Raw genomic sequence first — 15,220 nt, forward strand, 5'->3', positions numbered from 1 at the left:
ATCGGCCCGGACGCCGCTCGCCCCGCGGCCCATCGTGGGGGGAGCCGCGGGGCGAGACGTACGGTTCAGCTATGTCGCGTTGTTCTTCCGGGTTCCGTCGGCCGGCTCAGCAGCCGAAGTCGACCAGGTTGAACGTCGCGTAGTGGTCGGAGGTGCAGTAGTCCTCCTGGGACTGCTCACCGGTGACGATGCGCCGGGCGCCGCGCGTGGGCGAACCGGGCGTGATCACGGTGTACTCGTGGTAATTGGCCGTGGCAGTCACAGGCGGCGACCTCAACGGCTCTCTGTTTCGGCCTGGGTCATTCGTGACGGGGACGCCTGCCTCCACCGGAGCCAGGCATACGAAAGCCTCCAGGACGGCAATCCTGGAGGCTTCGCCGGCACCGATTGGAGGTCGGTTCCGGACACCACCCGTGGTTTTGGCGGGCCAGGGTGGCGTCACTACCCGCAGAAGCCTGCGCGGTCGGCAAATTCCCAACCAGAGACAGTCACAGACACCCAAACCTCACCGCAGGGCCTTGCTCGCCTGCCCTGGACCGCCACTGATCTGGTCCTTCTCGGAGACCTCAGCGGCCGCTCCGCGGTAGGCAGCTACACCGAGCTCGACCGCCGGGGGCAAGTCGTCCGGCGCGACGATCGGCAAGGGGTTGCCGAGCATGGCCACCGGGTCACTGCGGCCATCGCCTGTCACGTTGCCCGTGCCGGCGGCACCGTTGATCAGTTGATCGCGCTGCGCAGCGGGCAGGCACGCGCCATCGGGTACGTCCGCCGGGTCTGGGACAGCGCTCGTACAACCGTCAGCAACACCGCGCCCGTTGAGTCCCGGCAGGATGCTCACGAGGACCTCGCCGCTCTTCGCGATCGCATCGGACCTTGCCCCGGGCAGGGGCGCGGTCCGACGGTGCGGCGACCCGAGGTGCTGTCAGCTCCCGGCAGTCGACGGGGCTCGGTAGAGCGCGCGCATTTCCGCTTCCAGCGCCTTCACCTCGTCCGGGCGCGGCCGGCTCTTCGGCGCGAAGAGACCGTCCTGTTCCCAGCGCTCCGGGTTCAGACTCAGCGCCGTGACGTTGAGCCAGCCTCGGGCCCGTACGGCGTCGAGGTGCTCCGGAAGTGCGTCTTCCAGCGCCAGGTAGAAGATGACGTGGGCCAGTTCCTCGATGCGGTCGAGTCCGTCGCGGATGCTGGTGAGCACGGAGCCGAAATCGGGCGCATCGGCAGTGGGGAGGTTCTGGACGAACAGACGGGCGAGCGTCGGCACGTCGTCGTAGTAGTCGATGTAGTCGAACTCGAATGCTCCCCGGTAGGAGCGCGCCCACTCCTTGAACAGGTTCATGATGGTGCCCTGGGTGGCCACCGCATGTGCCCCCAGCGCACTGATCGTGGTGCTGGTGGGCTCGTCCAGATACGTGTTGTTGTAGAACTGCGGGTCGGAGAACGACCAACCCACGTAGTAGTCCCAGATGGTCTTCAAAGACATGATGACCGCGTTGTCATGGAACGCGTAGGACCCCTGGATGTTCTGGGTCAGGCCCTCGGCCAGCGAGAGGAACCAGCGGTTGGCGTACCGCACAAATTGCTCGTCGAAGGTGTCTTGCTTGTCGCGGCCGATCATCTCGGTCACAAATCCGTTGGCATAGCCGATCAGGTTGGAACCGACCGAGTAATAGGGGTCGGCAAAAACCGCGGCGTCGCCGACGCACGCCCAGCGGTCCTGCGAGAACACCTGGTGCGAGGAGTGGCTGTAGTTCTTCAGGACGCGGAAGTCCAGGACCGGGAATTCACGGATGGCGGGGGCGAAGCCGGGGACGCGGTCGACCACGAAGTCGATGGCCTTCTCCAGCCGGTTGAACTTCGTCACGGGGTGCAACTCGTCGGACACCACGATGCCGACGCTGGTGTGGTCGGGCGCCAGCGGTATCGCCCATACCCAACCGCCCTCGAACATGAAGTGGTTGGTCGAGTTCCAGCGGGACTCCTGTGCCCGGTCGTGCCAGACCGTCTGCTCGGCATCCACCGCGTTGTCGGTGTCGAGGCGCCCTTCGAGGCGGAACCAGACCGAGTTGTGCGGCTTGGGGTAGCGCTTGGTCAGCTCGAGCTTGCGCTGGAGCAGTCGGTGGCGACCGGTCGCGTCGACCACCCAGCGACACGTGACAGCGACGGGCTCCTGCTCGCCGTCGCCGTCGGGCTGATAGGTCACCCGGTGCGGCGCCTCCTGCTCACCGATCTCGATGTCCAGAACCCGGACGCCTTGTTCGAGAAGGGCACCCGCCTCGACCGCGACCACGCGCAGATGTTCCTCGAAGGAGCCACGGTTGAGCTGGTAGGACTTCGCCGGCAGGAACCTGTTGACCCCGAACTCGGACTCCTGGTGCAGCCCTTCACCGTTTCCGTAGAAGTAGCGGAGCCCGAGCTTCTCGAGCTGGTGCTCCTCCAGGTAGTCCCGCACTCCGACCACCGAGGCGAAGTAGTGGGCACCCACTTCGACCGACGACTCGCCCACCTTGAAGGCGGACAGCGGGATCGGTGAACGCTCGCGTTCGGCGACAAGCACGCTGAGTTCGGGGTGCGCGTCCCTCAACTGCTTGGCGAGACAGAGACCGGCCAGTCCCCCACCTGCGATGACCACGTCGTAGTCGACATCCGTGAACATGGATTGAGTACCGCCTTGCCTGCTCAAGATATTTCCGTCTCGGTGTTCTGAAGGTTCTCGATGATGCGGGCCAGGCTCTGGATGGTCCGGCCCAGGTACGGGTCGGAGTTGTCCAGTTGGACCCCCATCCGCTTCTCCACCTCGGCCACCAGGTCCATCACGCTGAGTGAGTCGCCCCCGAGGTCGAAGAAGTCCTCGTCCAGCCCCACGACCAGCGGAGCGAAGATCTTCCGCCAGATGTCCAGCAGTACGGCTTCGGCATGAGTGGCCGGCTCGGGAGCTGCGCCGGGCCTCCCGAGGGACTCCTCGTAGCGCGCGGCCAGGGCCGCCGCGTCGACCTTGCCGTGCCGGGTGAGCGGCACGGCGTCGAGGGGAACGACCGCCGAAGGCACCATGTACTCCGGCAGGTTGTCCCGCGCCGCAGCAGTCAGCCGCTCGATGTCCTGCGCCGTGGGGCCCACGACGAAGGCCACCAGGCGCGGCGTCACGGTGTCGGCGCCGCTCCAGTGCAGAGCGACGTGTTCCACGGTGCGGTCCCGCGCCAGGACCTCGGCCACGCTGCCCAGTTCGACCCGCCGACCGCGGACCTTCACCTGCTGATCCCGGCGCTCCACGAACTCCAGAGCGCCGTCCTCGTGCACCCGGACGATGTCCCCCGACTTGTAGGCGCGCCGTCCGGCGAACGGGCCCGACGACGGGGTGACGAAGCGCTCTGCGGTCAGTGCGGCATCTCCCACGTAACCTCGGGCAAGTCCCGCACCGGCCAGGTGGAGTTCGCCGAGGCCACCTGGCTGCACCGCGTTTCCGGACGCATCGAGGACATACGCGTCGGTGCGGTCGATCGGTTTTCCGATCAGCACCGTGGAGTCCGTCGGCGCCAGCCGGTGCACCGTGGAGCAGACAGAATTCTCTGAAGGCCCGTACTCATTCACGAGAGCAACGTCGGGTAGGCGCGCATAGTGCTCTCTGACCAGATCGGTTGTAAACCATTCTCCCGCGACGGTGACGCTTCGTAGCGCCTTTACCGAACCAGCTTCCATGCCGACGAGGAGGCGCTGATAAAGGCCGGGTGTAATCAGAAAATGAGACACGTCCCGGCGCGTCATGATATCGAGCAGATACTGCCGGTCGGCAATTCTGTCGGGCTGCGGCAGGATCAGCTGCGCACCGGATGCGAGAGCGCAGAAAATGTCCTCGACGGAGCTGTCGAAAGAGGGACGCGGTATCGCTAGCGTCACATCATCCGGCGTGAATCCGTAATAGGAATTCCGCCAGGTGATCGTATTCACGATGGATCGGTGCTCGACGGCTATGCCCTTGGGCGTCCCGGTCGTCCCCGAGGTGTAGATCACATACGCCAGGTCAGCGGGGCCCGAGATCGGCTCGGGATCCGAGTCCGGGGTGCCGAGGAGTCCGCTCATGACGTCGATGACGAACAACTCACCGCTGAAGAACGTCGCGCCGACGGCGGTCGAGGACTCGACCACCATCACCCGGGGCCCGACGTGCTCCACGATCCGGTGGGTCACCGCCGGCGGATTGTCCGGATCGAGCGGCACATAGGCACCACCCGCCTTCAACGTCGCGAGTACGGCGACGATCACACTCGGGGGATGCCGTACCAGGATCGCCACCGTGTCATCGGGGCGGACTCCGCACACATGACGGAAATGGTGGGCGAGCTTGTTGGCCCTGCGGTTCAGCTCACCATAGCTGAGGAATTCACCCTCATACTCCAGAGCGATACTGTCGGGGGCATTCCGGACACTCTCTTCGAAAAGTTGTTGCACAGTCCACGAGTTGCCCGTATCGGCCACCTGAAAATCCCCCTGCAGCATGCCTTCAGCTTTCTTCCTGCCGTACCGTATCCTCTTCTGATCGAGTGATCAAGAGGAAATTTCCACACCCTTGAGAGCGTGCATATGGAATCCGAATCGGATCACATCGCCGCGATGTCGAGGTGGCGGACGAGCGCATCGATTGTGTCCGGAACGCGGGTCTGCGGAAAGAAATGCCCACCTGCTATCTCCACCGTCCGGAAAGGTCCGGAGCACAGGTGCCGCCAGGTCGAGACGGCCTGCGCCGTGGCGACCGGGTCCTCGTTCCCGTACACCGCGGTGACCGGAACGGTCAGCGCCGGCCTGTCGGCCGGCGGCAGGAAGGCGGCGTGCGCCCTCAGGTCCGCGCGCAGAGCCGGGAAGAAGCTCGCACGGAACTCAGGGCGTTCGAGTCCGGCGGGGTTCGCGCCGAGGAGACGCCACAACCGCTCGATCTCCTCGTCGTTCCCGACGGGCTGCAGCGGTGTCAGGCCAGGGGCCCCGGCCCCGAGCACGAAGAGATGTTCCGGCGGCCGGCCCGCCTGGGCGAGCCGGTGCGCCGTCTCATGAGCCAGAAACGCACCGAAACTGTGCCCGACGAGGACCAGAGGCCCGGGGACCGCCAGAACGTCCGGCAGCACGTCGTCGACCAGCTCGTCCACCGAACCCAGCGAGGGTTCCCTGCCTCGCTCCTCCCGACCGGGCGGAACATGGGCGTGCAGCGTCAGCGCTTCCGGCAGTCGGCGACGCCACGCGGTGTACGCCGTGGCACCACCTCCCGCATAGGTGAAGCAGACGAGCGAGACACGGCCTTCCTCCCGGGAGGAGGCGGCCGGTGGGCCGAGACGTCGAAGGGCTCCGGTCCCGTGCGGTCGTGCGCCCAGCGCGACCGCGGGTGCCATGGCATGGCCGTCTCGCGCAGCATCGCGTGTACCGGACGTGGTCATCCCTCTCCCTGGTTGGTGTTCCTGAGCCCCGTCAATGCGCGTCCGCGGTCTCCGGCAGACCCGTCGCTTCGGCTTCACCGGCGCCCTTCGCCTTGTCGCGGCGGGTGAGTACCAGCAGCGGCTGGGTGAGCAGTGTGGTGATGATCGCCATCAGTACGAGGACGGTGTACAGGGACTGGCTCAACAGGCCTGCCTGGAAACCCGCGTTGAGCGCGATCAACTCGGTGAGTCCGCGCGTGCTCAGCAACACCCCGATCGTCACCGACGTGCGCCCGTCGAGCCCACTGACTCGGGCCGCCAGTGCGCCGGATCCCACCTTGGCCACGACCGCCAGCACCGTGACACCGATCAGGACGGCGACCGCGGTGCCGTCCATCGAGCTGACGGAGACACTGCGGCCCGACACCACGAAGAAGAACGGCAGGAACAAGGAGCCGATCGCGTCCAGGCTGCGGACGAGATCCGGATCGAGCGTGCCGTCCGGTTCCCTCGGGGTGACCACTCCGGCCAGGAGCGCACCGAAGATGACGTGCAGGCCAAGGGCGCTGGTCACCCATGCGGCGGCGAAGGCGAACCCGATGAGCACCGCGAGACGTGCATGCGTGGACACGGCGGGGCGTCGCATCACCCGACGCAACAGCAGGCGCACCGGCCAGGCCATCACGGCCACCGCGAGGAGGAGCAGTGCGATCCGCACCGGGATGGGCAGACCGGGCTTGCCACCGCTGCCCATCAGGGTGGCGACCAGGACCATCCAGCCCGCGACGTCGATCAGCCCGGCCGCCGAGACGGCCACCACTCCGGACACCGTGCCGGCGAGTCCGCTCTCCCGGACCACGACGATCAGCACCGGGACCGCCGTGATCGACAGCGCCACGGCCAGGAAGAGGATCGAGCTGGCCGACATATCGCGCGGCAGGCCCAGCTTCTCCAGCGTTCCGTGGAAGAGCATCGCGGCGCCCGCGCCCACCAGCATGGGGACCACAAGGGCGGCGACGGCGACGGACAACGTGACCCGTGACCGCCCGCGCAGCACGTTCAGATCGAGCTCATAGCCGATGAAGTAGAGGAACAGCACCAGGGAGACCTGGCTCAGCCCGGTCATCATCGGCGTGATCTCTGCGGGGAAGAGTGTCTTCCCCACGGAGGGGGGAAGCTGACCGAGCAGGCTCGGGCCGAGGGCGATTCCCGCGATCAACTGGCCGACGATGGACGGCTGTCCGAGCTTGCGCGCCAGAACACCCGCTCCGTTGGCGATCAGCAGGATGACCGCCGTCGCACCTATGAGATGTGTGATGGCCAGATCCGTGCTCACAGTTCTCCTTCACTGGCTGGTACCGCACTCGCGGCGGGGCGTGGAGCAGCCGCCTTGTGCAGCAGTTCCTGCAAGGCGGATCCGGCGTCGGGGCGTTCGAACAGGTAGAAGTGACCGCCGGGGAAACCTCGCACGACGACCGGGTCCGGACCACAGTCCGCCCAGTCGCTCAGGGCGTCCGTCGCCGACGTCTCGTCCTCGGTGCCGTACCAGACTTGGTAGGGAACGCCCCGGTGGTCACCCCCACCCGGCGTGTAGGTGTCGGCGAGGTGGAGGTCGTGGCCGAGTACGTCGACGAAGTGCGCGACGAGCTCGGGATCCTCGAACAGTTCGGGCGGACAGCCGCCGAAACGGCGCAGGTCCTCCAGAACCGACGCACGGGTGCGGCTGACGAACGGGGCCGCGGGCATGGTGGCGGCGGCCGCGGCGTGGCGCGGTGACGCGGAGGCCGACACCACGACGGTGCGCACCAGCGCTCGCCGGTCGTCGGGAAGTGTGCCGACCAACCGGTGCGCGAGAAGGCCGCCGAGGCTGTGGCCGAAGACCACGCACGGCCGGTCCACCGCGGCGCGGAAGTCCGGGGCGAGACGGTCCACCGCGTCCTCGAAGTCCGTGGGCCTGAGGGCCTCCTCGCCCTCGTCGCGGCCGGGGAGTCCGAAGAGCAGCGACTCGGTCTCGGCCCGCAGGCCCCGGACGAACGGCAGATAGGCGGTTGCCGAGCCGCCGGCGTGGTGGAAGGCGAGCAGCCGGGTAAGGGCCTCCGTCGGCCCGACGCGCAGGAATGCGGCGGTCATTCCGGTCGTCCCCCCGTTCCGTTTCGGTCGTGGAAGGTGACCGGCAGGCTGGTGGTCCCGTTGATGAAGTTCGACCGGAGCCGCTGGACCGGCCCCGACAGGGCGGCCGTCACCGGAAGGTCGGCGATCGCGCGGAAGACCACCGAGAGTTCGGTCTGCGCGAGCATCGCCCCGATGCACCGATGCAGGCCGGCGCCGTAGGAGAGGTGGCGGTTGGGGGTACGGGCGAGATCGAAGGTCTCGGGGTCGGTGAACTGCTTGGCGTCACGGTTCGCCGATGCGTTCCACAGAGTGACGACATCGCCGCTACGGATCGTTCGCCCGCCGACCTCCACGTCCCGCAGTGCACCGCGCCGAACATAGAGATTGGTGGAGCTCCAGCGGAGTATTTCATTGACGGCGCTGTCCAACAGGCCGGGCTTGTGCCGCAGTTCCGCGTACTGCTCCGGGTGGCCGATGAGTGCCTCAAGTCCGGAACACGCCGTGTACGACGAGGTCTCGTTACCGCCGACGGCGATGTTCATGCAGTTGTAGAGGATCTCGTCCTCGGTCCAGGCGCGGCCGTTCATCTCCGCCTTGAGCAGGCGGCTGATCAGATCAGGGCCCGGGTTCTTGCGGCGTGCGCGCAGGACCTCCGCGAAGAACTCGAAGATGTCGGCCTGCGTCATGGCAAGGACCAGGCGCTCGTCCTCCGCCGGGTCCGCGAAGTGCGGGTCCCGGAAGCCGATCATGCGGCGCGTCATACCGATCAGTTCGTGGGCGTCCTCGTACGAGACCCCGGTGATGGCCATCACCGCGCCTGCGGGAAGCTCGGGCGCGACGTCCGTGGCGAAGTCACAGCCACCGTCGGCCAGCGCACGCTCCAGGGCCGCCGTGACCAGCCGGGTGACCTGCTCCATGACCTTGCGGAGCATGTCCTGGCCGAACGCCCAGTGCAGTTGCTGGCGAATCATCCGGTGCCGGGGCAGATCCGTGGCGACCATCATGAGCCCGGCAGAGGGGTCCTTCTCGCTGCGGAACGAGCCGCCGAGCATGGGCCCGCTCTCGGAGCTGAAGTCGGTGTGATCGAGATACACCTGAGAGATGTCTTCGTACCCGGTCAGCGCCCAGAAGCCACCGTCCTGACCGGTCTCGTGCCAGTGGACCGGGTCGTTCTCACGCAGCCACGCCAGCATCGCGTGGTGTTCCTGACGGACGAACCGATCGGGATCGGTCAGGTCCACGACGGGCCGAGTCACGGGCGCACCGCCTCCTTCCGGTCACGAATGAGAGCGGCGAGAGACTCCAGCCTGCTGGTGGTCAGTACCTCCCGGGAGCTGAGCGTGACCCCCAGTTCCTTGGAGACCCGCCGCAGGAGCCTGAAGGACAGCAGCGAGTTGCCACCCAGCTCGAAGAAGTCGTCGGTGGCACCGGCCCGTTCGACCGCCAGGAGCTCCTGCCAGATGCCGGCCAGGTAGCGCTCCTCCTCATCACGCGGGGTGATGTACGCGGCATCGCGCCTCTGGTGCTCCGCGACGACGTGCCGCAGCTGGTCCAGATCACGTTTGCCGTGGGCGGTGGCGGGGATCTCCGGGACCCTGATCAGGGCGCTGGGAACCATGAAGTCGGGCAGTGCCGCCTCGGCGTACTCGCGCAGTGCGCTCAGCGAGACAGGACCGTCGGCGACGACCAGTCCCACCAGGTGGCGGTCCTCCCCGTCTCCCACGGGGAGGACCGCCACCTCGCGTACGTCACCGTGCCGGGCCAGCGTCCGCTCGACCTCACGGGGTTCGACCCGGTATCCCCGGATCTTGACCTGGTCGTCGGTCCGCCCCAGATAGTGCAGTTGGCCTTGCGCGTCGAGGCGGACGAGATCGCCGGTCGCGTACATCCGGCTGCCGTCGGCGGCGAACGGGTCGCGCGGGAACCGCTCGTCGGTGAGCTCGGGCTGGTCGAGGTAGCCGAGCGCGACGCCGGAGCCGGCCACGTACAGTTCACCGGATTCTCCCGGTCCCACCTCGGCGCGGGAGGAGGGGTCGAGCACCCGGACGGTGGCACCGCTCAGTGGCCTGCCGATCGGGACGGAACCCGCGTCCGGTGCCAACTCCCGTACCTCGTACGCCGCGCATGCCGTGGTCGCCTCGGTGGGGCCGTACAGGTTGAACAGGCGTCCGGAGAACGAGCCGGCCAGCAGATCACGACAGGCCTGCGGCAGGATGACGTCCCCGCCCGTGCACAGGATGCGCAGGGGCGAGAACGCGTCCCGGTCCTCGCGCACCACGTGGTTGAAGGCCATGGTGGGCACCAGCATCGCGCTGATGCGGTGACGCCGGAGTTCCCGCTGGATGTCGCGACCCACCAGGTCGGGCATGGTCGGCAGGACCACGATCTCGGCACCGCCCGCGAAAGCGCACCAGGTCTCGTAGTGGAAGGCGTCGAAGGAAAGGCTCGACACATGGCCCACCCGGTCCTCCGGACCGAGCCGGGGCAAGCTGTCGTCGTGCGCGAACTGGTGCAGATTCCCGTGGGTCAGGACCACGGCCTTCGGGGTACCGGACGAGCCCGATGTGAAGAGCAGCGCGGCCGGGTGGGCTGCGCCGACGGGCTCCTGCGGGCCCGACGACGGTTCCGTTCCCGCCGCGACGTCCGGGAGACCTTCGAGGTGGATCGACTTGACGCCGAGTCCGGCCAGGTGTCCGCTGTCGGGCGCGTCGGTCACCACGAGTGCCGGCCTGCTCCGGGTGATCATCACGTCACGACGGGCATCGGGGTACCGGGTGTCGACGGGCACGTAGGCCGCGCCGGCCTTGAGGATCGCGAGCAGGGTGACGAACACCTGGACACCGCGCTCGAGGTGGTAGGCCACGCGATCGCCGCGCTGCACACCGGCACCGCGCAGTCGCGCAGCGAGCGCGTCGGAGGCCCGGTCGAGCTCCCGGTAGCTCAGGTTCGTCCGGTCGTCCCGGACAGCGGGCCGGTCGCCGTGTCGCAGAACGGTTTCCCGGAACAGTCCGTTCAAGGTCGCCCCGGACACCGGCTCGCCGGGGAGGGAAGTGTTGTGTTCCACTGCTCCTGAATTTCTGACTCGAGGGCACCGAGGTGACGGTGCGGCATGGTGGGCGGAGGATTCAGAAGTCGTAGTGCGTCGCGCCCAAGCCCGGTTCCTCACTGGCTCGTTCGCTGGAGACGGGAGTCGCCGGACTCGTGGTCACCTCACCCAGCAACTGGACCAGCTGGTCGGCGAAATCCTCCGCCTCTTCAGCCGTCACCAGACTGTCGTCGTAGGTGAGGTCCAAGCGCAGAAGGTCACCGCGGCGGCTCGCATACAGCCACAGGTCACTGTTTGCGGGCAACTGGTCGGGCAGTACGTCCTCGACCACATAGGTCTCGGCACGGATGCTCGCGTTCTCCCAGCTGACACCCAGGTCCAGCAGCAGACTGCGACCCGGGCCGCCAGGGAGCGGAATGCGCTCGGCAAGGACGTCGAACGGCAGCCGCGACTGCTCGTACGCCTCGAAGACACGGTCCTGGACGTGCTCCAGCAGACCGGCCAGATCGGTCCCCGGCCCGAACTCAAGGCGCAGCGGCACGGCGTTGGCCAGATAGCCGATCAGCGGATCGGCGTCCGCATGCTGACGCAGGCTGGCCGGGAATCCGACGACCAGGTCGCGGCATCCGGTGGCCCGGTGGACAAGCGTCGTGAACGCGGTGACGGCCACGGCGAACGCGGTACCCATGGCCCCGTCCAGGACAGTGGCGGGTACGGTGCGCCGGGCCACGCCGGCCTGTCCGCGCCGGGTGCCACGCCGGGTGGCGTCCACCAGATCGCCGTACTGCTCCACACCGGCCAGCCGCTTGCGCCAGAATTCCTCCTGCTCGCGGGCCTCTTCGCTGTCGAGCCAGGCGTGTTCCTCCGCGATCCAGTCCCGGTAGTCGTACGAGAGCGGCGGAAGTTCCGCCGACTCCCCCGCGACCACTTGGTCGTAGGCGGTGAACAGATCGGTGAGAAGCACCTCGACACTGGCACCGTCGTACACCAGGTGGTGCGCCGTGACGGTCAGCAGGTCGCCGCCACGCGTGCCCTGGAACAGCCGGATCTCCAGGAGCGCGGGCCGGCCCAGGTCGAAGGAGACCTGCCGGGCCTCGCGGAGCGCGTCCATCACCTCGGTCCCACCGGGGTCCGCGTCGGGCAGGGCGACGACCGACAGCGGTGGGCCGTCCGGAAGGTGGTCCAGCACGACCAGCTCGCCCGACGCCCCTTGGGAGCGGACGCAGGCACGCAGCATCGACTGCCTGGCCACGACGGCGTCCAGGGCCGTGCGCAGCGCGTCCGCGTCGATGCCGCGGCCGGTGTGGATCAGGTCGGAGATGATGAACGCGCCCGGCGTCTGCCGGCGCGAGGTCAGCCAGACCCGGCGCTGCGCACGCGACAGCGGGCCCGCCGCGGCGACTGCGGGTCCGGCGACTGCGGGACCGCCCCCCTCCCCCGCAGGACCGGCCGGCTCGGACGGCCGCCGCGGGGTGCGCATCGCATCGTCCGTGACTGCCCGGGCCACGGCCCGGACAGTCGGCCGGGCGAAGACCGTCTTCACGGCCACCCCGAGTTCCTGAGCGATCCGGGCAGCGACCAGGCTGTGTCCCCCCAGGGAGAACAGGTCGGCGTCGAGATCGGTGACCGGCGTCCCCAGCAGCTCGGACCAGAGCCGCGCCACACGCTGTTCCGTCTCGGTCCAGGTCGCATCCGCGGCCGGGGCATCGGACACCGGGGCGTCGGGCAGGGCGCGCCGGTCCAGCTTGCCGCTCGGCGAGAGCGGCAGCGCGTCCACCGTGACGAAGGCCTCGGGCACCATGAACGCGGGCAGCCGCTCGGCCAGGAACGCGCGCAGATCGGAGTGCGCCGCGCCGCCCACCACGTAGGCCACCAACCGCAGTTCGCCCGACGCGCCGGGAGCCGCGACGACGGCGCAAGAGCGGACCTCGGGGGCGAGTTCCAGGACGGCGGCGGTCTCGCCCGGCTCGACCCGGTTGCCACGGATCTTGACCTGGTCGTCGATCCGGCCCAGGTAGCAGAGTGTGCCCTCGGGCAGCCAGCGTGCGAGGTCACCCGTGCGATACATGCGTTCGCCGTCCCGTTCGGGGTGCACGACGAACCGCTGGGCGGTCAGTTCCGGGGATCCGAGGTAACCGCGGGCCAGGCCCACGCCGCCGACGCACAGTTCGCCGGGTGCGCCGAAGGGGACGAGACGGCCGTTCTCGTCGAGAACGTCGGTCCACCGGTCCGGCAGCGGTCGTCCGATGGGGACCACCTCCTCGCCGGGGACGAGCCGGTGCAGGGTCGACAGGACGCTGTCCTCGCTGGGCCCGTACTCGTTGAAGAGATCGGAACCGGGCAGCAGCCGGGCATGTCGGGCCGCCAGCGCCTCGGTGATCCGTTCTCCGCCGAGCACGACCTGTCGTACGGAGTGCAGAGCGGATCCGGAGTAGTCGAGCAGGAGTTGATAGAGGCTCGGCACCATCTGGGCATGCGTGATCCCCTCCCGCTGGATGACCGCCGCGACCTCATCGGGGTCGAGCAACTGGTCACGGGTGATGACGACGAGCGGGGCCCCGGACGCCAGAGCGGTGAAGACGTCGGAGATACCGGCATCGGCATGGACGGGATCGACCTGGAGTACGCGGGAGTCGGGCCCCAGTCCGTAGTAACCGATCCTGAACAGAACGGTGTTGAGGATCCCACGGTGTTCCACCATGACGCCCTTGGGGGTGCCGGTGGAGCCCGAGGTGTAGACCACGTAGGCGAGGTCGTCCGGGCCGGCCGCGGGGAAGACCGGCGCGTCGCCACGGGCGGCGGCCGAGGAGGTCCGGGCCGCGACCACGGGGACGCCGCACCCGGCCGTCGCTCCGCCCGATATGCCGTCCGTCACCACGGCGACGGCACCGCTGTCCCGGATCAGACCGGCCAGCCGGTGTGCGGGCTGCTCGGGGTCCAGGGGCAGGAAGGCGGATCCGGTCTTCAGGATGGCGAGGAGGGTCACCACCATCAGTTCGGAGCGGACGCACGCGAAGGCCACCACGCGGTCCGGGCCGATGGGTCCGGCCGCTGCGATACGGCGGGCCAGTTCCTCGGCTCCGGCGTCGAGTTCGGTGAAGGTCAAGGTCCGTTCGCCGCAGCGCACCGCGGGCGCCTGCGGGTGCCGGGCGACCTGGGCCTCGACCAGTGCGAGCAGATTCCCGTCGACGACGAAGCCGCTGTCCCCGCCGGAGCCGAGTGCGAGCAGTTCCGCGTGCTGTTCCGGCGGCAGGGACCAGCACTCCCGTACCGGCTGGTCCGGGTCTGCCGTCAGGCATCCGAGCAGCAGGCAGAGGTGATCGAGGATGCGCCGGACGGCCCGCTCCTCCAGCACGTCGCCACGGGAGGAGGCCGAGATCTCCAGGGTCCCGTCGGGCCGGGGCCGCCCCACGGCGATGGCCAGGTCCCCCACCGGGGCGGCACGGACACCGGCGGGATCCTGCCGCACCGCGACGTCCAGGACGAAGTGGTGGTCGGCGCCCTGGCCCGCGGCCGGACCGTCGGCGGCGGCGAGGGCGGACCACTCGGCGTGCACCAGTTCGCGCAGGGTCCGGTCGCCGTCGACCGTACTGCGCAGCACCAGGAGGGAGGCCGGTTCCCCGGCCATCAGGCCGAGCGTCACGTCCGCCTGTCCGCTCAGCCGTGCGAGCAGGACACGCACGACTGCGGATGTCACGGCGAGCGTCGAGCCGCCGGACTCTCCGCCGAGCGCGCCGAGCCGCTCGGCGACCGCCCGCTCCACGGTGACCCGCAGGTCCGCGGAGGCGTCGACGCCGGTCAGCTGCTCCTCGTCCACATCAGAACCTTTCACAGTCGGAGGTCGGACAGTTGCTCGGTCAGGTCACCGAGGAGGGCAGGGAGTCCGTCGATCAGATAGAAGTGCCCACCGGGGTATCGGTGGGCGCTGAAGCCGGCGGTGGTCTCCTTGGACCACCCGCTGAGCACGTCACCCGGAACCCGCGGGTCCGTCTCGCCGGCGAACGCCGACACAGGACAGTCGAGCGCCTGTCGCACTGCGGGGCGGTACGCCTCCAACCAGGAGAGATCGCACCGAACTGCGGGGATCACCAACTCCAGCAGGTCCGGCAGGGCCAGCAACTGCTCGGATATCCCGCCCTGTTCGACCATCCACTCCAACAGGCCGGCGTCGTCGAACCGTGACACCGCTCTGCTCGGGGTGGCGAGCGCGGGCGGCGGCGAGCCCGAGACCGACAGGTGCACCGGCCCTGCTCCGGTGGCACCGAGCCTGTGCGCCAGTTCGAAGGCGAGAAGCGCGCCGTTGCTGTGACCGAACAGGGCGTACGGCAGGCCCTGATGGTCGGCGTCGACAGCCTCCGCCATCGCGTCGAGATCGATGCCCAGCTGCTCCCGGATCCGGTTCTCACGACCGGGGAGCTGCACTGCGATCACATCGATCCAGGCGGGCAGGTTGCGTGCCCAGTCCCGGTAGGCCGAGGCACCGCCGCCCGCGTGGGGCAGGCAGTAGAGGGCAAGGCGTGCGTCCGGGCGCTGCTCGCCTCGCATCAGCCAGGGGCTTCCCGGCCTCGCGGATTCCTGCATGCTCATGGTGTCAGCCACTTCATCTGTGCGGTTGCCGGGCCGAGGCACTGGTGAGTGCCCAGCCCCGGGGGTGCCGGTACCGGAGGTC

General features: G+C 68.7%; 10 protein-coding genes and 1 pseudogene. All 11 read right to left on the reverse strand.

What is annotated here, in order from left to right:
- Window positions 1-106 precede the first annotated feature (106 nt).
- Window positions 107-292 (reverse strand): annotated as a pseudogene (locus ACFC8N_RS04485) (ribonuclease domain-containing protein); the annotation flags it as partial.
- Between the two features lie 213 nt (window positions 293-505).
- Window positions 506-838 carry a hypothetical protein gene (locus ACFC8N_RS04490; RefSeq protein WP_376286311.1) on the reverse strand — a complete coding sequence of 111 codons (333 nt, stop codon included), beginning with the start codon at window positions 836-838 and terminating at the stop codon, window positions 506-508.
- A gap of 84 nt (window positions 839-922) precedes the next feature.
- Complete coding sequence (locus tag ACFC8N_RS04495; protein WP_376286314.1) at window positions 923-2,650, reverse strand: NAD(P)/FAD-dependent oxidoreductase; 1,728 nt, start codon at window positions 2,648-2,650, stop codon at window positions 923-925.
- 23 nt (window positions 2,651-2,673) lie between these two features.
- Window positions 2,674-4,488 (reverse strand): amino acid adenylation domain-containing protein, encoded by a 1,815-nt coding sequence (locus tag ACFC8N_RS04500; RefSeq protein WP_376286317.1) that lies wholly within the window; start codon window positions 4,486-4,488, stop codon window positions 2,674-2,676.
- A 101-nt stretch (window positions 4,489-4,589) separates the two neighbouring features.
- Window positions 4,590-5,414 (reverse strand): thioesterase II family protein, encoded by an 825-nt coding sequence (locus tag ACFC8N_RS04505; RefSeq protein WP_376286320.1) that lies wholly within the window; start codon window positions 5,412-5,414, stop codon window positions 4,590-4,592.
- A gap of 31 nt (window positions 5,415-5,445) precedes the next feature.
- Window positions 5,446-6,729: a cation:proton antiporter gene (locus ACFC8N_RS04510; protein WP_376286322.1), complete on the reverse strand. Its 1,284-nt coding sequence runs from the start codon at window positions 6,727-6,729 to the stop codon at window positions 5,446-5,448.
- Window positions 6,726-7,523 (reverse strand): thioesterase II family protein, encoded by a 798-nt coding sequence (locus tag ACFC8N_RS04515; RefSeq protein WP_376286325.1) that lies wholly within the window; start codon window positions 7,521-7,523, stop codon window positions 6,726-6,728. The genes ACFC8N_RS04510 and ACFC8N_RS04515 overlap by 4 nt, the downstream gene beginning before the upstream one ends.
- Window positions 7,520-8,761: a cytochrome P450 gene (locus ACFC8N_RS04520; RefSeq protein WP_376286328.1), complete on the reverse strand. Its 1,242-nt coding sequence runs from the start codon at window positions 8,759-8,761 to the stop codon at window positions 7,520-7,522. The genes ACFC8N_RS04515 and ACFC8N_RS04520 overlap by 4 nt, the downstream gene beginning before the upstream one ends.
- On the reverse strand, window positions 8,758-10,569 hold the full coding sequence (locus tag ACFC8N_RS04525) for an amino acid adenylation domain-containing protein (RefSeq protein WP_376286331.1): 1,812 nt from the start codon (window positions 10,567-10,569) through the stop codon (window positions 8,758-8,760). The genes ACFC8N_RS04520 and ACFC8N_RS04525 overlap by 4 nt, the downstream gene beginning before the upstream one ends.
- Before the next feature lie 61 nt (window positions 10,570-10,630).
- Window positions 10,631-14,368, reverse strand: coding sequence for an amino acid adenylation domain-containing protein (locus ACFC8N_RS04530; RefSeq protein ID WP_376286334.1), 3,738 nt, complete (start codon window positions 14,366-14,368; stop codon window positions 10,631-10,633).
- An 11-nt stretch (window positions 14,369-14,379) separates the two neighbouring features.
- Entirely contained in the window at window positions 14,380-15,138 is a 759-nt protein-coding gene (locus ACFC8N_RS04535; protein ID WP_376286337.1) for a thioesterase II family protein, read from the reverse strand.
- Window positions 15,139-15,220 lie beyond the last annotated feature (82 nt).

The organism is Streptomyces sp. NPDC055966 (assembly GCF_042269865.1).
Lineage (GTDB): Bacteria > Actinomycetota > Actinomycetes > Streptomycetales > Streptomycetaceae > Streptomyces.